The 21,017-nt window shown below is 40.1% G+C and carries 15 protein-coding genes; 11 read left to right on the forward strand and 4 right to left on the reverse strand.

The window, feature by feature from the left end:
• The first annotated feature begins 215 nt into the window (after positions 1-215).
• From ABIB40_RS05405 to namA, 3 genes are read left to right on the forward strand one after another with little or no spacing between them, the layout of a single operon-like run.
• The gene (locus ABIB40_RS05405; protein WP_354356774.1) at positions 216-380 is read left to right on the forward strand and encodes a hypothetical protein; all 165 of its coding nucleotides are present in this window, start codon (positions 216-218) and stop codon (positions 378-380) included.
• A 32-nt stretch (positions 381-412) separates the two neighbouring features.
• Positions 413-1,408 carry an aldo/keto reductase gene (locus ABIB40_RS05410; RefSeq protein WP_354356776.1) on the forward strand — a complete coding sequence of 332 codons (996 nt, stop codon included), beginning with the start codon at positions 413-415 and terminating at the stop codon, positions 1,406-1,408.
• Positions 1,409-1,434: 26 nt separating this feature from the next.
• Positions 1,435-2,499 carry an NADPH dehydrogenase NamA gene (gene namA / locus ABIB40_RS05415; RefSeq protein WP_354356778.1) on the forward strand — a complete coding sequence of 355 codons (1,065 nt, stop codon included), beginning with the start codon at positions 1,435-1,437 and terminating at the stop codon, positions 2,497-2,499.
• A gap of 328 nt (positions 2,500-2,827) precedes the next feature.
• Here the strand turns inward: namA and ABIB40_RS05420 are convergent, their stop codons facing one another.
• On the reverse strand, positions 2,828-5,143 hold the full coding sequence (locus ABIB40_RS05420) for a TonB-dependent receptor (RefSeq protein ID WP_354356780.1): 2,316 nt from the start codon (positions 5,141-5,143) through the stop codon (positions 2,828-2,830).
• Between the two features lie 110 nt (positions 5,144-5,253).
• A complete protein-coding gene (locus ABIB40_RS05425; RefSeq protein ID WP_354356782.1) occupies positions 5,254-5,700 on the reverse strand; it encodes a hypothetical protein in 447 nt (148 codons plus the stop codon).
• A gap of 60 nt (positions 5,701-5,760) precedes the next feature.
• Between ABIB40_RS05425 and ABIB40_RS05430 the strand changes: the two genes are divergently transcribed.
• Positions 5,761-6,339 carry a TlpA family protein disulfide reductase gene (locus ABIB40_RS05430; RefSeq protein ID WP_354356784.1) on the forward strand — a complete coding sequence of 193 codons (579 nt, stop codon included), beginning with the start codon at positions 5,761-5,763 and terminating at the stop codon, positions 6,337-6,339.
• A gap of 38 nt (positions 6,340-6,377) precedes the next feature.
• Entirely contained in the window at positions 6,378-7,124 is a 747-nt protein-coding gene (locus tag ABIB40_RS05435; protein ID WP_354356786.1) for a glycosyltransferase family 2 protein, read from the forward strand.
• A 1,187-nt stretch (positions 7,125-8,311) separates the two neighbouring features.
• Here ABIB40_RS05435 and ABIB40_RS05440 read toward each other — a convergent pair.
• Entirely contained in the window at positions 8,312-9,904 is a 1,593-nt protein-coding gene (locus ABIB40_RS05440) for a gliding motility protein RemB (protein WP_354356788.1), read from the reverse strand.
• Between the two features lie 177 nt (positions 9,905-10,081).
• Positions 10,082-12,016 carry a polysaccharide biosynthesis protein gene (locus tag ABIB40_RS05445; protein ID WP_354357034.1) on the reverse strand — a complete coding sequence of 645 codons (1,935 nt, stop codon included), beginning with the start codon at positions 12,014-12,016 and terminating at the stop codon, positions 10,082-10,084.
• A 1,312-nt stretch (positions 12,017-13,328) separates the two neighbouring features.
• Between ABIB40_RS05445 and ABIB40_RS05450 the strand changes: the two genes are divergently transcribed.
• The 6 genes from ABIB40_RS05450 to ABIB40_RS05475 all read left to right on the forward strand — a co-directional run bounded on the left by ABIB40_RS05450 (position 13,329) and on the right by ABIB40_RS05475 (position 20,930).
• Complete coding sequence (locus ABIB40_RS05450; RefSeq protein ID WP_354356790.1) at positions 13,329-14,105, forward strand: polysaccharide biosynthesis/export family protein; 777 nt, start codon at positions 13,329-13,331, stop codon at positions 14,103-14,105.
• Between the two features lie 6 nt (positions 14,106-14,111).
• Positions 14,112-16,511 (forward strand): GumC family protein, encoded by a 2,400-nt coding sequence (locus tag ABIB40_RS05455; RefSeq protein WP_354356792.1) that lies wholly within the window; start codon positions 14,112-14,114, stop codon positions 16,509-16,511.
• 16 nt (positions 16,512-16,527) lie between these two features.
• Entirely contained in the window at positions 16,528-17,535 is a 1,008-nt protein-coding gene (locus ABIB40_RS05460; RefSeq protein WP_354356794.1) for an SDR family oxidoreductase, read from the forward strand.
• Positions 17,536-17,683: 148 nt separating this feature from the next.
• Positions 17,684-18,973, forward strand: coding sequence for a nucleotide sugar dehydrogenase (locus ABIB40_RS05465; RefSeq protein ID WP_354356796.1), 1,290 nt, complete (start codon positions 17,684-17,686; stop codon positions 18,971-18,973).
• Positions 18,974-19,051: 78 nt separating this feature from the next.
• A complete protein-coding gene (locus tag ABIB40_RS05470; protein WP_354356798.1) occupies positions 19,052-19,504 on the forward strand; it encodes a serine O-acetyltransferase in 453 nt (150 codons plus the stop codon).
• Positions 19,497-20,930: a lipopolysaccharide biosynthesis protein gene (locus ABIB40_RS05475; protein WP_354356800.1), complete on the forward strand. Its 1,434-nt coding sequence runs from the start codon at positions 19,497-19,499 to the stop codon at positions 20,928-20,930. The genes ABIB40_RS05470 and ABIB40_RS05475 overlap by 8 nt, the downstream gene beginning before the upstream one ends.
• Positions 20,931-21,017: the final 87 nt, after the last annotated feature.

Genomic DNA, 21,017 nt, shown 5'->3' on the forward strand with positions numbered 1-21,017 from the left:
ATCAGAAGTCGGATGTCAGAAATCAGATAACGCAATTCATCATAAATTAAGCTCCCTCCTTGTTTTAGAAAGGGTTGGTGCAATGTCATTAACTTAAGAAAAAACCAATAAAATGGTGTCATCCAGAGCTTGTCGAAGGACAACCATTTTATTGGTTTTTGGATTTTTTTAAGGTCTTCGACAGGCTCTGACTGACAAACGACTTCCTTAAGTTAATGACATTGCCCCTCAGGCTAGGAGAACGTAAGGAAGAGTTGGTAGCTATTTTTTATAAGACAGAAGGAACGAGTAATAAAAATGATTTACAAAGCAAAAAAGAACTCGGCGAAAAGGTAACAACCATCCTTCATGCTGCTTTTTTTAAAACAACAAAGCGTTAAAATTGTATGTTTTATGAATTAAAGAACATCAAATGGAATATAGAAAAATAGGAACATCAGATTTAGAACTCTCGGTCATTACCTTCGGCGCCTGGGCTGCAGGTGGTTGGATGTGGGGAAGCACAGATAGAAATGAAGCCATAACGGCCATTAAAGCAAGTTACGATCTGGGTGTTACCAGTATAGATACCGCACCAATTTACGGGCAGGGCGAAAGCGAAGAAATTGTGGCAGATGCCATTAAAGGTATCGGTAGAGATAAAATCCAGCTCCTTACCAAATTCGGCATGCGCTGGGATTTGGCCAAAGGCGAGCTTGCCATGAAAAGCAAAAATAACGAAGGTAAATCCATCGATATATATAAGTATGCAGGTAGGGAAAGCATTATTTACGAATGCGAGCAATCTCTAAAAAGATTAAAAACCGACTACATAGACCTTTACCAAATTCATTGGCCAGACGTAACGACACCGATGGATGAAACCATGGAGGCACTAGGAAAATTAGTTAAAGACGGAAAAGTTAGATTTGCTGGGGTTTGCAATTATAATGCAGATCAGGTTAAAGAGGCGGGCGAAACTTTAAACATTGTATCTGATCAAATTCCTTTTAGCATGGTAAACAGGGGTGTTGAAGAAAAAACAGTTCCTTACTGCATCGAACACAAAAAATCTATCTTGGCTTATAGCCCAATGGAACGTGGGTTGCTGACGGGTAAGATTACCCAAGATTATAAGTTCGAAGAAGGCGATCATAGAAAAAACAATAAGTTTTTTGAGCCAGAGAACGTCAAGAAAACAAATGCATTTTTGGATAGAATTAAACCAATGGCCAATGATAAAAGCGTAAGTTTGTCGCAATTGGTACTGCGTTGGACGATAGACCAACCAGGCATAACCATTGCGCTTGTTGGTGCGCGAAATGCAGAACAATCTACCCAAAATGCAAAGGCGGCAGATGTGAGCTTGAGCCAAGAAGAGCTAACATCTATTACCCAAGCCTTGGACGATGCCAAGCTAAAATTTTAAGTTAGAATAAACAATAATCGCCGTAAATGTCAAAGTTATTTTCTCCTTTTACCATTAAGGAAGTCACCTTTAAAAACAGAATCGTAATTTCTCCCATGTGCCAATATTCTTCGGTAGATGGTTTTGCCACAGATTGGCATTTGGTTCATTTGGGCAGTAGGGCTGTTGGTGGCGCCGGATTGGTTATTCAAGAGGCGAGCGCAGTATCAGAAAATGGAAGAATTACCTATGCCGATTTGGGTATCTGGAAAGATGAGCATATCGAAAAATTGAAACAAATTGTAGATTTTATCCATAACAACGGATCTGTTGCCGGAATACAATTGGCACACGCAGGCCGCAAGGCAAGCTGCGAAGTTCCATGGAACGGTGGCGAGCAGATAAAAGATGGAGAAAAAAGCTGGCTTCCTGTTGCTCCATCAGCTCAACCATTCAAATCATCGCAACGTACGCCTCAACAATTATCTATTGAAGAGATTAAGCAAATTACCGCCGATTTTGTAGAGGCGACCAAGCGTTCTGTAAAAGCGGGCTATAAGGTGTTGGAGATTCATGCTGCCCACGGATACTTGTTGCACGAGTTTTTTAGCCCACTCAGCAACAGTCGCACAGATGAGTATGGTGGCAGTTTCGAAAACCGAATCCGCTTTACAATAGAAGTGGTAGAAGCAGTAAAAACCATTTGGCCAGAAAACTTGCCACTTTTTGTGCGCATATCTGCCACCGATTGGACGGAGGGCGGCTGGAATATAGACGATTCAGTAAAATTATCGGCCGTGCTAAAACAAATGGGTGTTGATTTGATAGACACATCATCGGGCGGCAACGTTCCAGATGCTGTAATTCCTGCTGGCCCAAATTATCAAGTTTCTTTTGCTAAAAAAATAAAGCACGATGCAGAAATTGCAACCGGCGCTGTTGGCGTTATTACAGAAGCAAAGCAGGCAGAAGCAATATTAGGAGCTGGGGAAGCAGATATGATTTTCATCGCTCGAGAGTCGTTAAGACAACCCTATTTTGCTATGCACGCGGCAAAAGTGCTCGAAGATGATATTGCGTGGCCAGTACAATATGTAAGAGCGAAACGATAATTTACTGGGTTTAACAGTTTTTAGAAGCTATAAAAAAAATTGGTCGTAATAAAAGCCCCATCAAAAATATTTTTGATGGGGCTGCCTTTTAAAAATTTGCTTGTTTTTAAGCGTTTCGGTGCTTAGCTCTCGATCTTCAGCGGCGACGCACCGTCAACCCCAATGTCATTAACTTAAGGGAAAACCAATAAAATGGTGTCATCCAGAGCTTGTCGAAGGACTGCCATTTTATTGGTTTTTTAGATTTATTTTAGGGTCTTCGACAGGCTCAGACTGACCAACGATTCCGTTAAGTTAATGACATTGCCCTCAACCCTCAACCTTCCACCTACTTCAATACCGTAAAAGGCAAATAGATGCCGAAAGTTACATTTCTACCCGAATTGTAAACGCCTAAATTAGGTTGGGTTTGATCAAACCTACCAGGCTTAAACCTGCTTAAGGCATTGTAATATTTCTGATCTAGCAGGTTATTTCCAGCTACAGAAAGTTTTATGGGTTGTTTGCCTATTTTTATGGTGGCGCCAATCCCCGCATTAAGCAAAGTATATCCGCTTGTTGGCGTTTCAAAAATATCGTCTACTCTGCTCTGTTTAAAAGCAGAGTTTATCCCTACAGAAAGGTAAGCGTCTGTTAGGGTGCTCAACTTTGGCTCAAACCTAAGTTCATTGCGCAAACTTGCAGCAGGAATAAAAGATAAGGGTTTATTTAAGCTTTGATTTTGTGCATGCACATAACTAAATGTGTTTTCAAAATGGATAAAAGGCACCGGATGGATGGTTAAACTGGCCTCTGCACCATACAGATCTGCATTTACCTGTCCATAGCGATAAACAGGATACTGAGTTCCATCTACCGTGTTTATTTCGCCATTATTAGAAGCGTAGATAAAGTTGTGGATGTAGTTGTTGTAGATGCTAGCGCTTGCATTAACTATTTTTGCATCGTATTCTAAAGAGGCGTCTACTTGGTAGCTCTGTTCTGGATTAAGGTTTGAATTTCCTATTTCATACCTAAACGTACCCTCATGCACGCCATTGCTGCCCAATTCTGCCGGATTTGGCGCTCTAAATGCAGATCCCGCATTTGCTTTAAAATTTAATTGATTGTTAAATTGGTGTGTAAAGCCTACAGCGCCACTTACATTAGAAAATTTATTGCTAAACGGTGCAAACTTTTCTTCGCCATCGGCAAAAAGTTGTTTGCCATCATTCTTTATATAATCGTATCTGGCACCTAAGCTAAGGGTATTGCTTTCCCAATTTTTTTTGGCGTATACAAATCCACCAATTCCGTACGTATCATAAGCGGGAACCAAAAACTCTGTGCCTTTGTTTTCGCTCTGTGCATCACTCAAACTTAAGCCAAAAACGGGTTGCCAGCCATTCATTTCATGCAAAAAATACTTTAGATCTGCCGTGTAGGTTTTTAGATCAAAAAACAAGGCTGGATCTGGCCCAGGTAATTCCCTACGTTGGTTTTGCTGATAGGCAAAATCTGCCTTTAAATTGCCGTTACCCAAAACAATGTTGTTGTTCAGCACCACCTTATAATGCCTAATGTCTTGGCGAGGAAAGTCTAATGTGCGATTTGTATAATCACCATTTGTAAATGCGCTGCCATCTCCCTTTACAAAGTTTCCATCATTGTCTAAAGTGGGCTCATAAAAGCCAATATTATTTCTAAAACTAGAAACATTTAAATGGGTGTATCCCCAACTTTTGTTTAGTCCAACCATTCCACTCAGGTCGGTTTCGTTAAAGCCAGAATTCGGAAAATAACCTGTCGGCGTTTTAAAAGAATAGGCATTTTTGTAAGTTCCTCGGGCACGCCATACAAATCCGTTTTCATTGCCATTAAGCATGAGCGAATTGGCGGTAAGGCCGTTGTTGCTGGCGTAGTTAGAAATAAACTCCCCTTTTATTTGCCCTTCTGGGGCGCTGGTAGGTTCTAATAAGTTTATAACGCCCGCCAATGCGTCAGAGCCGTACATTAAAGAAGCCGCGCCACGTAAAACTTCAACCCTATCTGATTTGAATTGGTCTATTTCTATGCCATGCTCGTCTCCCCATTGTTGCCCTTCTTGTTTAACGCCGTCATCTAACGTTACTACTCTGTTATAGCCTAAACCTCTTATTACAGGTTTTGAGATGGATGGGCCGGTAGTAATTTCGTTTACTCCAGGCAGTTTTGCCAATGCATCAATCAGGTTGCTCGATGGCGCCAGCAATTGGTCTTTACCAACAACGCTAACCGATGTGCTGTTCCGTTTTCCGGTACTGCTGATGAGGTTGCCAGTAATTACTATTTCTTTCGTTTCGATAGCCGTTGGAGTTAAGGCGAAAGTTAAATTAGAGGCGCTTGCCAAATTAATGGTCTTTGTGCCCGAAATATAACCTATATATCGAACCTCTATCAAGTAAACGCCCTTATTTGGCAGGTTAGTTAACGAAAAGTTTCCGTCTTTGTCTGTTTCGGCAGAAACCTTTAAATCTGGAATGAAAATAGTTGCACCCGGTAAACTTTGGTTGTTGCTAGCATCAGTTACTTTACCGGTAATCGTTCGAAAGGCACCTGCAAATGCCGCGTTGTATGTAATAAGCATAACGATAAACGCAATGCCCACGAGTTTTAATTTGTTCATGTGTTTTTGTGTGTGTAGTTATAATACGTTTTTATCCCATTGGCTTTTGCCTTGGAAAAAACGTAAAAGAAAAATTAGAATTTGAGCAGAATTTTGCTCAGTTAGGTAAACTACACTACAGGCGGACCGCGTAAACTGGTCTCAATTAATTTGGTGTAAAAACTTGGAAAAACTGGTTCTGCCGGACAGAAAATCTTAACAGACAGAAAAATTTTATAAATATGGTGTGTGGAGGTGTAATGCTTGGTAAAGCTGGCCTTGCAAATTAAACAATCGGCCGCGTGTGCTTGCACATGGCTTAAATGCGTACAATGCGCCTCTTTTGGTGGATCTGGCACAACTTCATCATGGTGCAACACACTCCATGGAGTTAAAGCAATTGCAAAAACAGCCAACATAAAAGCTGATAAGATTTTGCGTACTTTCTTTCTGTGTCTCCTCACCTTTGCAAAGGTAGATAATGTTTTTGGGTTAAAGCAACCGATATCGTAACAATATATTGACTTATTTATGTTAGAGAGCGGTGGAGCAACGAATTTGGCATCAAAATGCCACATTATGACCGTAAGTTTATCGCCGTCAATTAGGGGGGAATGGTTTTTGCTAAGTAATACGTCATGGTTTTTAAATTTTTAAAGAAAAACGGTTTAACTATTGTTTTCTTTTCTTTTGTGCTGATTGTTTTGTTCGTTCCTTCGGCAAAAGCACTTATGCTGCAAGGATTGATGAAAACGGGATTGTTTGCTCCAAAAATAGCGCAAACAGCATTAGTTTCTACTGATTTAGCAGGCATCACTTTTAGCAACGAAAAAGGCCAATTGCTAGATCTAGGAGATTTAAAAGGAAAGGTAATCTTACTTAACTTTTGGGCGACTTGGTGCCCACCATGTAGGGCCGAAATGCCCGGATTAAGCAAGCTCTATAAACAATTTGAGAAAGACAAAAATGTTGTTTTTATTTTTGCCGATGCCGATGGAGATTTGAATAAGTCGGCAAAGTTTATGCGGCGTAACAGGTATGATTTGCCTATCTACAAGCTCGAAAGCGACATCCCGACAAAGGTTTTTGAGCGCACATTACCAACTACGGTTATTTTTGACAAGCAGGGCAGGTTGTCTTTTAGGCATGAAGGCATGGCAGATTATTCTGATGCTAAGTTTGTAGATTTCTTAAATAAGTTAAAAGGCTTAAATTAGCGCTCCATTATCCTGTCTAATCATTTAAATTGTACCCATTGCCAAAGTTATCTGTCATTACCATTATCTATAACAATGTTCGAGATATAGAACGAACCATCAAATCTGTTGTAAACCAGTCTTTCAAAGGCATAGAATACATCATAATTGATGGAGGTTCTACAGATGGCACAATGGAGGTCGTTTCAATATATAAAGCAGCCCTTTCTAAAATTGTATCCGAACCAGATGGAGGCATTTATTTCGCGATGAATAAAGGTTTGGAACTTGCCACGGGCGATTACGTGTTGTTTATGAATTCGGGCGATGAAATTTATGAACCGCAAACGGTCGAGCGTGTTTTCGCATCTGCACCAGATGCAGATATCTACTATGGCGAAACCGAAATGTACAACGACGATTGGCAGAGTTTGGGTAGGAGGAGGCATAAAGTGCCAGAAAAATTTACTTGGAGGAGTTTTAAATATGGCATGAGCATTAGCCATCAAGCCATTTATTTGCGCAAAGCCATAATTGAGCCCTTTGATGTTTCTTACAAATATAGTGCAGACATAGATTGGATTTTAAAGGCGGCTAAAAAGGCAAAGACCATTGCCAAAGTTGATGGCTATGTGGCTAAGTATCTGGTTGGCGGAGTTAGCAAAAAGAAACACCGAGAAAGTTTGATGGAGCGTTATCAGATTTTTAAAAAGTATTATGGGTTTTTCCCAAACCTGTTAAATCATCTGGTAATTGCTTTTAATTTAGCTTGGTATCGGCTGCGAAATAAGAATACAAATGATTAGGTGAGGGTTTCGGTATTAGGCCTTGGGTTGCTAGGCTTTGGCTAAGACAGGCAAATCTCAGTCTTCGGCGCCCAGTCTTTATTCTCAGCCTGATTTAGCGCACGCGTGCAGCGTGTGATTAATCCACAATGGTTTATCGAAAAGACACAGGGCCTAGTTATGAGAAACGAGTTCAGGGTGACTGATAACATAAGACGGTCATGCTGAACTTGTTTCAATATCTGCCACTGGCTCCAATGTCATAAAGTTAAGGAGAAACCTACGAAATGGTGTCATCCAGAGCTTGTCGAAGGATAACTATTTTGTAGGTTTTGATTATTGAGAAGTCTTCGACTACTTGTCCCGACCATTCGGGAGGCTCAACGATTTACGAAGGAGGGCAGAGCCTAGCGAGGTGGCCAAGAGAGAAGTCAAAACTTAAAACGTATAAATACAACGTAGCACTTATCTGCACCCGGTCTTTACTCCTTGTTCCTTAATCCACCTTTACGCCCTAGTAGTTTAAGGCGCTTGCCAAGCACTTCTCCGTAAGTGTCTCATTTCCGACCTCCGACTTCCCAATTACACCTTTCGACTGGCTACCATTGACGTTATTTATAATCAATTAATTAGCAGATAATTATACTATTATTTGATTTCTACTATCCCTTCGTTCGGCCTTACCAAAAAAGACCTCCGCCCTATCTCACGCTGTGCTAGCCGCACGGGCTTCAATCTTTTTTCGTGATAAAAAAGTAGCAAAACCGAGCATTTTCTGCGAGCTCATGAACGCATTTAATCAACAACAACCCGTGAATAAATCAAGGCTGGCAGCCCTTTGGGTAAAAACTCGCCAAACCGTTTTTTACAATAATTTGAGGCCTTTCTCCATCGCGCATCGCATGCCCACAGGCTGCAAATTCTTTTTTGACAATGCGGTTTGAAAGTTTCTGCAAGCAGCTTTAGGCGTTTTTTCCTCCAAACTGCTGCTAGGCCGAGACTAGCGAGAGGGCTATACTGCATAAAAAACGTCATTTATATTGATTTATATGAAATATATTAAACCTCAATGCGACAACTTATGAAGTAAAAAACTCAAAGCATAAAATGCAAGTTATTTTCGCGTTGATTTTTTTTGAACGATAAATGTCTGATGTCTGACTTCTGATCTCTAACCTATTCTCAGTTGCCTCCTCAACGCGCTCTTTCTAAAAATCCTTATAAATATTCCTAAAAGTACTTCTTAGACCGAAAGTAATCTGGTTGGTGCGGTCAGTGCCCAAACTGTTCTTTTCTTGTCTGATGACACCGCCTAATTCTAAGCGCAAATTATATTTCGGATTGATGACATACGCAATCCTGCCCTCAATATAATAAAAGTCGGTTTTTAAACCACCTCCCGTTCTGTAGCCTGTACGTTGAAAACGGTCATCGTAAGACTGATTAATATCTTTTCCATAATCTAAGGTGCCAACATTTAATCCATATTTGGCATAGTTCGCCTGGCCGTACAAGTTCCACTTACCCAATTGGTAATCCCAAATGGTTAAGAACTCCCTAAAATTAGCGCCAAGTGGGTGTGCCAACGGTTCAGCATAATTTCCGTAATTCAATAGAGAACTTCTTTGCGAATAGGTAAATGGCCTAGCGGTGTTAAATTCTACCAAATAATTTAAGTTAGACACTTTAAAGGCATCAAAACCTCTTAGTCCTAATTGGTAGCCAAATTTATTGGCCCAATAGCCTTCTCCTTTAAATACTTCTTTCGCGGTAAACTCATCAATGGCAATTTGACCATAAACAGTTCCGTTTTTAAATGCCTTATATTTTCCTGTAAAACCAACAAGTGCATTATCCGGCGAGCCATTCTTGCCCTCTATGGTACGCAAGAAAATAAATGGATTTACATAGCTCACATCAAAACCCCTACGGCCAGACTCATCTGCGCCTTGCCATATTACAGAATCAAAAAAACCAACCGACAAGCGATTGTTCACATTCCAGTCTAGGTAATGGAATACCCCCCATTTCTTCCTAAAACCATTGGCATAAGAAAGTGCTGGCGAAAGTGGGTCTTGAAATTGCGCCCACATCGCCATATAGCGCACATTGCCTAAATTAACATTTACCTTAAAATATGGGTAGGCAGCAGAAACATCAGAGAGCAACATCGACCTGTAGCCATCGCCAATAAAATTTTTATCGTTACCCAGCGTAAAAGAAAAATGCTTATCTAATCTATAATTTAGTATTGCGGTAGCATAAGCCCAATCTTTGGTGGTTTTGGAAGCGCCAAATTTATCGTTCACCATGCCCGGAATCACCCCTTTGGCGTCTATGTATTTGGTCAGGTAATCGTTAAACCGTGCTTGATTTTCGAAACCACTGGTATAGAAAGAGAACTTCTTGCCAATATTCCCCATCACCTGGTAGCCGCGGGTATTGGTCCAGGTGGTAATTTTATGGCTCACGTCTTTTCCTATTATAAAATCAGGAAGAAAATCGATGTATACGTTAAAATCTTCTTTTTGTATAGAGACTAAGTGTTCATTAAAGAGCTTGCGCAACACCCAGCTGTTGTAGGTTTTTTCAGTTCCAACTGCCATTAAAGAATCTAGCGAGTTGTTTACCAGCGTATCTTCGCCAATAATGGGCTTTATAGAAGTGTGGAGGCGAGTATCAATGTTATAGAGTTGCTTACCTAGTTTTTGATATTGATAAAAACTATAAGGTGTAATTTGCTGCGCGTTAACGGTTAATCCTACTAACCCTATAGCAGCAATAATTAAAAGTTTCTTCATTGGTTTTCTTCGTTGGCTAAAACGATGCAGTTTTGCAAGGTTTCCAGTTTCTATAATTTTTTTACGTCGTCGTCAGCGCTAGGTTTTTACCCAAGTGATTTCTCTTTAGCAGTGTACCCAACTTTAAGCTCAATACCTACACCCCAAAACCTATCCCCTAATACCTATCCCCTTATTCTACTTTAATTGATCTAGCTCCTCAAATACTGAGTTCTTACTTATAAACTCGGGTACAATCTTTTTCATATTTACCACAACCTGCCTGTCGTTGTGGTTTTGGGCCGCATATATCAATTGCTGAAGTTGCTCTTCCACCTCTTCGAACACATATTCACGTACCTTTCCTATCATAATTTTTTCATTATGTGTAGGCATGGTATTTTCATTGTCGTTAAGCAACTCTTCAAATAGTTTCTCGCCCGGACGTAAGCCAGAAAATACAATGTTGATGTCTATGTTAGGTTCTAGCCCCGCCAAACGAATCATCTTTTTTGCCAACTCCACAATTTTAACGCTTTTGCCCATATCGAACACAAAAATTTCGCCGCCCTTACCCATACAACCTGCTTCTAAAACCAAGCGACAAGCTTCTGGAATGGTCATAAAATAACGGGTAATTTCTGGATGGGTGACTGTTAACGGGCCTCCCTTTTCAATCTGTTGCCTAAATCTAGGAATCACCGAGCCATTTGATCCAAGCACATTGCCAAATCTGGTGGTAATAAACTTGGTTACAGGCTTAACCTCCAGTTCATTGATGTAGTCTAGCCCATTTTGAAAGACATACCCTTCTTTATGAATGGAATTATTCAAAGACTGCACATAAATCTCAGCAATCCGCTTGGAAGCTCCCATAATGTTGGTTGGGTTCACCGCCTTATCGGTAGAGATCATCACAAATTTCTGAATACCATATTTTACAGATAGATCTGCAATGGTTTTAGTACCCAGCACATTTGCTTTTACGGCCTCGGCGGGATTGTCTTCCATTAAAGGCACATGTTTATAGGCCGCTGCATGAAATACGTAATGCGGCTTGTAATTTTTAAACAAGGTATCCATACGCTGCCCGTCTCTTACGTCTCCTATAAAGGGATGGAAATTTTTGCTGTTATTGTTTTCTTCCAGTTCAAGATACAGTTCGTGCAGGGCAGACTCAGCTTGGTCGCAAAGAATCACTAGGCCAACATCAAATTTGGCCAATTGTCGCACAATTTCGCTGCCAATAGAACCAGCAGCACCAGTTATTAAAATACGCTTGTCGCGAAGCATGTTGCTTATACCCTCAATGTCTATTTTAATGGCTTTCCGATTTAGCAGGTCTTCTATGTTTATTTTTTTGATCTGGGCAGGTTGAAGTTTGCCATTTGCCCAAACATCCAAAGGCGGAATGTTTAACACTTTAATGTGCTTTGCTAAACACAAGTCTACAATCTGATCTTTTCTATCTGCAGGAAGCGTATAAGTGGCAAAAATAATTTCGTCTGGCTCATGCTCTTCAATCAAGGCCTCCAGTTTCTTTGCATCTAAAATTTTTACGCCGTCTATGGTTTTGCCCACTTTGCGATCATCATCGTCTACAAAAGCAAAGATGTTCTTGTGCACAGTTCCATCATGGTCAAAAGTTCTTTTGGTTGCCAGGCCAGCTTCCCCAGCTCCATAAACAATAACTTTTTTCTTGTCGAGCTTTAAGTTCTTAACATACAAAAAGAAATATTTGATCAATACCCTGTAGGTAATCAGCAGCAAAAAACTAGTCAATCCCGTGGTGATGAGCACCGTGTTTGGAATTAAAGATTGGCCAGTAAATGTTATGTAAACTAAATTTAAAATAAAGAAGGTGCCGTTGGCTATAATCACAGAAAACAAAATGCGAAAGGAATCTTGTGCACTGGTGTACCTAATAATCCCAGCGTAGGTTTTAATGTTGGTAAAAACGGCCAGGTTGATTATGCAAAAAATTAAGAGATTTCTGGAGAGCTCGAATATATTGACCGCAGTAAAGTCTAAATTATGTTTAAGGCTATAGGCAAAAACCATCGAGCACGTGCAAATGATGATGTCTAGTAGAAAGATAATCCAGCGTGGGACGATGCTAAATTGATTGAACAAGGTGTTAAATTTAAGTTGCTCGCAAATGTAAAAATAAAATCTTGATATGAATGATTTTAAAATTTGGCTATCTTGCAGACTCAGGCGCAGAATTCGTTTCTGCATCCTATTACTGGCTTATAAAGCTGATTTATGGAAACGTTAGTAAATTACAACACCGTTAAGCACTTCTCATTAAATGTCCGAACATCGACCTCTGCCATCCCAATTACGCGTTTCGACTACTTGTCCCGACCGTTCGGGAGGCTCAACATGGCAACCTGCGGAAGAGAAATCTAGGATGACAGGCGCGCGGTCGACGTGGCGATTTACGAAGGAGGGCGGGGCCCTACCGAGGTGGCCAGGCAGGCAACCGAAACTTAAAACGTATAAATACAACGTAGTACTTATCTCCGCCCAGTCTTTATCCATACTGGTTTATCGAAAAGAAATCAAACCTCAGTTTACCGCGCCCGCCAAGCACTTCTCATTAAATTTTCGACCTCCGACCTCCGACCTCTGACTTCCGCCTTCCCAATTACGCGTTTCGACTACTTGTCCCGACCGTTCGGGAGGCTACCATTGACGTTATTTACTGTCAATTAATTAATTTTTTCTATTAATCTTTCCTTTTAGCCTTGTCAAAAACGACCACCGCTATACCCAACGCTGTCCTATCCGGACGGGAGTCCTACTTTTTTCTTGATGAAAAAGTAGCAAAACATCAAGGCTTGCACCTCTTTGGGTAAAAATTCGCCAAACCGTTTTTCACAATAATTTGAGGCCTCTCTCTGTCACTCATCGCCTACCCACAGGCTGCAAATTCTTTTGGACAGTGCCTTTTGAAAGCCTCTGCAAATCGGTTTTCGGCGTTTTTTCCTCCAAACTGCTGCTAGGCCGGGTCTAGCGGGATGGCTATAGGGAGTTTAAACCAAAGCGTCGCTTATATTGATTTGTATTAAATATATCAACCCTCAACGAGACAATCTGTGAGTGAGATCTAAGGTAACAGGCGCGAGCTCTACGTGGCGATTTAGGAAGGAGGACGGGGCCCTACCGAGGTGGCCAGGCGAGCAATCGAAACTTAAAACGGATAATTTACAACGTAGCACTTAGCTGCACGCAGTCTTTACTTCTTTCCCCTTATTCTTCCAGATAGGGCCGCTCTAGTAATTTACGGCGCTTGCCCAGCACTTATCAATAAATATCTGATTGCTGATTTCTGATTGCTGACCTATTTCCTCCCGCCTCTTTTCACTAAAAATAACAACAGTTAACACTCACATGACATTTTATTACTACATTTGCAAAATTAAGCTTCGAGTCCCAGTCTATGAATAAAATAATTTACCTAGCCATTTTGGTGCTTTTCTTAAGCAGTTGTGGCATTAAATACGAAACCATCCCGTATTTAACAGACCTGCCTCAAAGCGGAAATGTATCAGAAGAAATTCAAAACCAAAGTATTTTGAAGATTCAAAAAAGCGATATTTTATCCATTACGGTAAGCAGTTTAGATGCACAGTCTGATGCTTATTTTAATTTAGGCAACATAGGTACTGCGCAAACCAGTACCAGCGCAGTACCCAATGCTTCGCCAAATGGCTTTATTGTAGACCAGACAGGCAACGTACAATTGCCTTATCTGGGCGCCGTAAGCGTTTTAGACCTTAGCACCGTAGAAGCTAGAAAGTTAATTGCCGATAAATTACAAGAAGGCGGCTTCTTAACCAAGCCAGTGGTAAATTTACGCTTGGTAAACTTTAAGATTTCTGTATTGGGCGATGTGGCGCGCTCTGGAGTTTATCCAGTGCAAAGCGAACGTATTACCGTGCTAGAAGCTCTAGGCTTGGCCGGCGATCTAACTATTACTGCAAAAAGAAACGACGTGTTGTTGTTGAGAGAAAGCCAGGGTAAAAGGCACGAAATTCGATTGAATTTACAAAGCAAAGACTTGCTCAATTCTCCCTATTATTATTTGCAAAACAACGATGTCTTGGTGGTAACACCCAGCGCTGCTAAATATGCCAGTGTAGATTCTAAATATAGAAATGCAAGCCTCATCATCTCTGCCCTGTCCGTAATTGCCTTATTGATCACCCGTTTATAGCCTAAAATGAATACGACAAACGACGCTAACTTCAATAACACGGTAGAAGACGAAGACCAAGCCATCAACTTTCGAGAAATTTTTGACAAATACCTATACCACTGGCCGGTATTTGTAGTGGGTGTATTACTTTGCTTAACCGCGGCTTTTTTTTACTTGCGGTATACGCAAGAGGTTTATTCGGTGAACAGTGTGTTGCTCATCAAAGACGAAAAAAACTCCCCTACACCAGGAGGTGATATTTTGTCTGACCTCGATATATTCGGCAGCTCCAAAACGGTAGACAATGAAATCGAGATACTAAAATCTAAAACCTTAATGTCTAGGGTAGTCAAGCGGTTAAACCTCACGCTCAGTTATCATGTAGAGGGTAGGGTAATTAAGCCAGACATATATAAAAACAAACCTGTAGACATTGGGGTGGTGCAAATGGATAGCCTCTGGTATGGCACCACCTTAAATTTAACTTTTCCCACTTTAGAAACCTATCAATTGGTAGAACCAGAAAGTGGTAAAAAAGTTACGGGCATATTAGACTCGCTCCAAAAAAACATCTTCGGTATTTTCAAAATAGAGCCCAATCAAAATTTTAACAACTGGATGACTAAAAAGTCGAATCCTATTTTTCTCAGCATCAATGACCCACAGATAGTAATTGATAATTATTTGAAAAACCTAACTGTTGCGGTAGCGAGTAAACAATCCACAGTGTTGGATTTAACTCTCGAAACTACTGTTGTGGAGAGAGGAAAAGCGGTATTGAACACCTTGGTTCAGGTCTACAATGAAGCAGCCTTGGCCGATAAAAACCGTACCACGCAAAGCACGATGGATTTCATAGATGTGCGGGCGAAATTGATTAGTGGAGAACTAAATGATGCAGAAAAGGACGTAGAGCGTTATAAAAGTGCACGCGGCCTAACCGATTTGAGTAGCGATGCGAGTGTCTTTTTAGACAATGTAAAAGCAAATGATGCCAAATTGAGCGAGGTAAATCTAAAACTTTCTGTAATAGAAGACATTCGGCGATATGTAAATTCAAACAGCCCGGGAGAAAAACTGCCAAGTACTTTGGGCATTGAAGACCCAACCTTATTGGCGCAAATCAATCAATTGGGGGAATTACAGTTGCAAAAAGACAACCTTATCGCCACCACAGGCGAAAATAACCCACGACTTTTACCCATCGAGAGCCAAATAGAAACTTTACGCAGCGGTATCAAGGCGAGTGTAGAAAACATTTATGAAAGTGTAACCAACACTAAAAAATCATTAGAAGGGACTGGCTCTCAGATTCAGGGGACCATCAAAAAAGTACCTGGCCAAGAGCGCCAGCTGATAGGTCTGGAACGCAAGAAATCCATTAAAGAGACCATCTACCTGTATTTACTGCAAAAGAAGGAGGAGGCGGCATTGTCTTATGCATCCGCGGTAGCTGACAGTAGAATAGTAGATCCAGCTTATGGTGACAGCATCCCTGTTAAACCAAAAAAACAATTAGTTTTTTTAGCTGCTTTAGTTTTGGGATTCTTGCTGCCAATGGGGTACGTGTACGGTAAAGATGCTTTAAATAATAAAGTGGAAACCTCTGGGGATATTTCCAAATTAACAAATACACCGCTCTTAGGGGAGGTCCTGTATGAAGATGGGTCGAATGCCATTGTGGTTACAGGAAATAGTAGAAAGGCGATTGCCGAACAATTTAGGGCCATTAGAACCAACATGCAATTTTTACATGGCAAGCAACAACCTGGTGTTGGGAAAGTGACCCTGTTCACTTCGAGCATGAGTGGCGAGGGGAAATCCTTTGTGGCCTCCAACATCGCAGCAGCCATGGCCATTGCAGGCAAGAAAACAGTTTTGTTAGAACTCGATTTACGCAAACCCAAGGTAAGTAAGTATTTGGATTTGAAAAATAAGATTGGATTGAGCAATTACTTGATTGGTAAGGCAAGCATTGAAGATATTGTTAAACAAACCAGCATAGATCCAAATTTCTATGTTATTGGGTCTGGCCCTATTCCTCCTAACCCAGCTGAGTTGTTAATTCAGTCAGAAATAGACGACCTTTTAACTTATTTAAGGGCTAACTTTGATGAAATTTTGATTGACAGCCCGCCCATAGGTTTGGTGACCGATGCACAAATTTTAGCTAGATTGACAGACGCCACCATTTATCTGGTTCGTCAAGACGTTACCTTTAAACATCAAATCAGAAATTTAGAGCAACTGTATCAGGGTAAAAAATTCCCTAAACTCAACCTAGTATTAAACGGGGTGAAAATGGGTGGACGATACGGCTACGGCTACGGTAATGGCTATGGCTATGGATATTATTCTGATGATGCCGCGAAAACCAAGGTTGGGCTGGGTAGCTTTTTAAAAGACATAGTCAAGAGATTTTAGTAGATTCCAATTTACCATGACAGATACCAAGAAAGAAGACGCAGCAAACTGCAAAGGGCTAAACATTTTAATTACAGGTGGGGCAGGGTTTATTGGCTCTAACCTGACTGAGTATTTTTTAAATAAACAGGCCAAGGTGCGTGTGTTGGACAACTTTGCCACGGGGCACAGGCATAACCTTGAACCTTTTTTGAATAATCCAAATTTCGAATTAATCGAAGGCGACATCCGCTCGATAGCCGATTGCTCAACAGCAGTTGCAGGAATGGACTACGTATTGCACCAGGCAGCGCTTGGCTCGGTACCAAGATCGATCAACGATCCCATTACCACTAACGACGTGAATGTGTCAGGATTTTTGAACATGTTGGTGGCTGCAAAAGACGCAAACGTGAAACGCTTTATATATGCTGCAAGCTCTTCTACTTATGGAGATTCTGAAGCTTTGCCTAAGGTAGAGGACGTAATCGGTAAACCCCTATCTCCTTATGCCATTACCAAATATGTAAATGAGTTATATGCAGAAATTTTCTCCAAAACTTATGGTCTAGAATGTATTGGGCTACGTTATTTTAATGTATTTGGCAGAAAGCAAGATCCACAAGGCGCTTATGCAGCAGTAATTCCAAAGTTTGTGATGCAGTATATGGCTTATGAAAGTCCTATAATTAATGGAGGAGGAGATTATTCTAGAGATTTTACCTACATCGATAACGTCATCCAAATGAATGAACGTGCGATGTTAACCACAAATAAAGAAGCAATTAACACGGTCTATAATACAGCGGTCGGGGATCGCACCACGCTGAATCAACTCGTTCAATACATCAAAGAAGACTTGACTGCGTATGATGAAAAAATTGCGACGGTAGAAGTGATATATGGCGCAAACAGAGTTGGCGACATTCCGCATTCTTTAGCAAGTATAGAAAAAGCAGAAAAACTGTTGGGTTACAAGCCTTCGCACACCATTAAAGAAGGGCTAAAAGAAGCACTAGCCTGGTATTGGGAAAACTTGAAATAAATTACTGCCTGTCATGCTGAGCTTGTCGAAGCACAATAGTTAAATTGCCTGTGGCAGGTCAAACAATTAAGAGTAGCGACTGAAATTAAACAATTGCTAAGCAAAAATCAAAAATAGGAAGGGGATAACTCCTCATTAAATACTACTTATGTTACCAGAAAAAAAATTAAAAATAGCCGTTATTGGATTGGGCTATGTTGGTTTACCCTTAGCCAGATTGTTCGCAACTAAATATCCAGTGGTTGGTTTTGACATTAATCAAAATCGTATAAACGGCTTAAATGCCGGTAGCGATGCGACCCTAGAAGTTTCGGATGAAGTATTAAAAGCCGTACTGGTAGATAAGCCCTCTGAAAATAATGGTTTGTATTGTTCTGCCACGCTAAGTGATATCGAAGGCTGTAATGTGTACATCGTTACGGTACCTACGCCAGTAGATAAAAACAACAGACCCGACCTTACGCCTTTATACAAATCAAGCGAGACCGTAGGTAAAGTGTTGAAAAAAGGGGATATCGTCATTTATGAATCGACAGTATATCCTGGCGTTACCGAAGAGGAATGCGTACCTGTTTTGGAAAGAGTCTCTGGACTAAAATTCAATGTTGATTTTTACGCTGGGTATTCGCCAGAAAGAATCAATCCCGGAGATAAGGAGCATACGGTAGAAAAAATCTTGAAGGTAACTGCTGGATCTACGCCAGAAATTGGGAAAGTAGTAGATGAGTTGTATAAATCTGTCATTATTGCAGGCACCCACCTAGCTCCTACCATTAGGGTTGCTGAAGCTGCAAAAGTAATTGAGAACTCTCAACGAGACATCAACATCGCTTTTGTAAACGAACTTGCAAAAATATTCAATTTAATGAATATTGATACACATGCCGTTTTAGAAGCTGCCGGAACCAAGTGGAATTTCTTACCATTTAAACCGGGTTTGGTTGGCGGACATTGCATTGGCGTCGATCCTTACTACCTTGCTCAAAAGGCGCAGGAATATGGCTATCATCCTGAAATTATTCTAGCTGGCAGAAGGCTGAACGATTCTATGGGTCAATACGTAGCGGCTCAGGTGGTAAAATGTATGATAAAAAAAGACATTCCGGTTAACAATGCTAAAATCTTAATGCTGGGCATTACTTTTAAAGAGAATTGTCCAGATGTTCGGAATACAAAAATTGTAGATGTCATCGCGGCATTAGAAGATTACGGTACAAGCGTAACCATTTATGATCCCTGGGCCAATCCTGCAGAGGTAAAACATGAATATAACTTAATTTGTCATCCTGAGCCTGTCGAAGGGGAGAGATTTGACGCCATCATTTTAGGCGTTGCCCATAAGGAATTTTTAAACCTTAATTTGGATCAGCTTAAAAAAGACAAGGCCATTGTTTACGATGTGAAGGGAATTCTGCCAGAGTGCGACTCAAAATTGTAATCTTTAATGATGAAGCTGGAGCTCGTATGTAAATTTAATTGATGTGCACACATATAATGATTTTACAAGCATCTTAATATGTTTAAATTTTTAGCGAGGGAGAAGAGTTCCTTGATGCGTATTTATAGAATAATGGAGAAATTGAATGATAAAAAAATTATTCTTCTACCAGGGCTATTGATGCGCTACATTAGAATCGTGTATTCTTGCGATCTTCCGGTAAGTTTAAAACTGGGAAAGGGAGTTATTTTAAAGCATAATGGATTAGGTGTGGTAATTCATCCAAAAGCTATTATAGGCGAAAATACTCAAATATATCAAAATGTTTCAATAGCAGGGAGAAATAATAGAGGAACGCCGATAGTTGGGAGGAATGTTTTTATTGGATGTGGTGCGTGTATTTTGGGTGGAATTGTTATAGGAGACGATGTATCTATTGGTGCAAATTCCGTGGTAATTTCAGATATCCCGGCAGGATCTGTGGTAGTGGGAATTCCAGGGAAAGTCGTAAAAAGCTCAAGAGATGTTTAAAAGTATTGTTAAGTCAAAAGTAGCCACCAGTTTATTTTGGGTAGCGTTCGAAAAATTTGGATACAGCAGTGTTTATTTTTTGGCAACACTTGTTTTAGCCAGGCTTCTAACGCCTAGAGACTTTGGGGTAATAGGTGTTTTGGCAGTTTTTGTCTCATTTTCTCAAATGATTGTTGAGTCTGGTTTCGGAGGTGCTTTAGTCAAAAAGAAAACTGTGTCAGACGCAGATTACAATACCATTTTTACCTTCAATGTAGTTTGTAGCATAATTCTATACATAATTTTGTTCTTAACAGCACCCCTGATTGCAAAGTTTTATAATAATCCTATACTTAGTCCAGTTACGCGCGCAGTGGGGCTAAATATTATCATCGTTGCACTGACCTTAACCCAAAGAGTACACTTAATTAGAGAACTGGCTTTTAGAAAGCAGTCAATTATTAGTATCTCTGCGCTTTCTTTATCCGTTATCATTGCTGTTATCATTGCATATAAAGGGTTTGGCGTATGGGCTTTGGTTTTCCAGCAGCTATTTTACAATATGTTTTATTTTATATTTATATTTTTTACTGTAAAATATTATCCAAAACTAAAGTTCGTCAAGAGTTCCTTTTCAGAAATGTATGGTTTTGGAAGTCGCCTATTTGCTTCTTCCCTTCTCACCGTTTTGTATAATGAAGGCATGTCTTCCGTAATAGCTAAAGTCTATAGTTTAAATACGACCGGCTTTTATTACCAAGCTAAAAAATTAGTTGACTTCCCAATTAGTATTTTTAGAGCGATTGGCGATAACGTCGTTTTTCCAATGTTAAGCAAAGAGGAGGACAGTAGAAGATTTGCCATTGAGTCTTCCAAGTTAATGAAGATTATTCTTTTTGTTTCATTTCCTTTTTTTGCAATACTTTTTTTTTTCTCAAGAGATATAGTAAATATTGTTCTTGGATCGCAATGGTCTAATTCTGCCCCAATGCTTAAAATTTTATGCTTGAGTTCGCTTGGAATGATCATCGATACCGTAAGTAGAAATATTTTGAAGGCTACCGGTCATGGTAAAATAATCTTACGGTCTGAACTAATTAAAAAAGCGATTGAGTTTATTTTAGTAATCATTTTTGTTCGATATAACCTTACCATCTTGCTTTATTCTATCGTCGCCGGAAATTTTATTGGATGTATTATTAATATGTTTTATGTAAATGTAGTCACGGAATACAAATTTTATAAACAAGTAAAAGATGTTGTGCCCATTATTTTTGTTGCGGGATTGGCGGGCTTTCTAGGCACATACGCTGTAAGTTGGTTCGAACTCAGCAGAGTTACAAATTTTTTGGCCGGATCTTCGCTTATTTTATTTATCTATTTTATAATATGCTTATCATTTTTGGTTGACAAAGCTTTAATTGATAAAATTAAGAAAAGGCTGTGAAAGAAATAATTTAATATAGAAGTAGTTAAGCAAGGTAAAATTCTTGTTGAGTAAAATTAGGTACTGTTTACAAATAGATTTATTGTA

It is taken from the genome of Pedobacter sp. UYP30 (assembly GCF_040547165.1).
Lineage (GTDB): Bacteria > Bacteroidota > Bacteroidia > Sphingobacteriales > Sphingobacteriaceae > Pedobacter.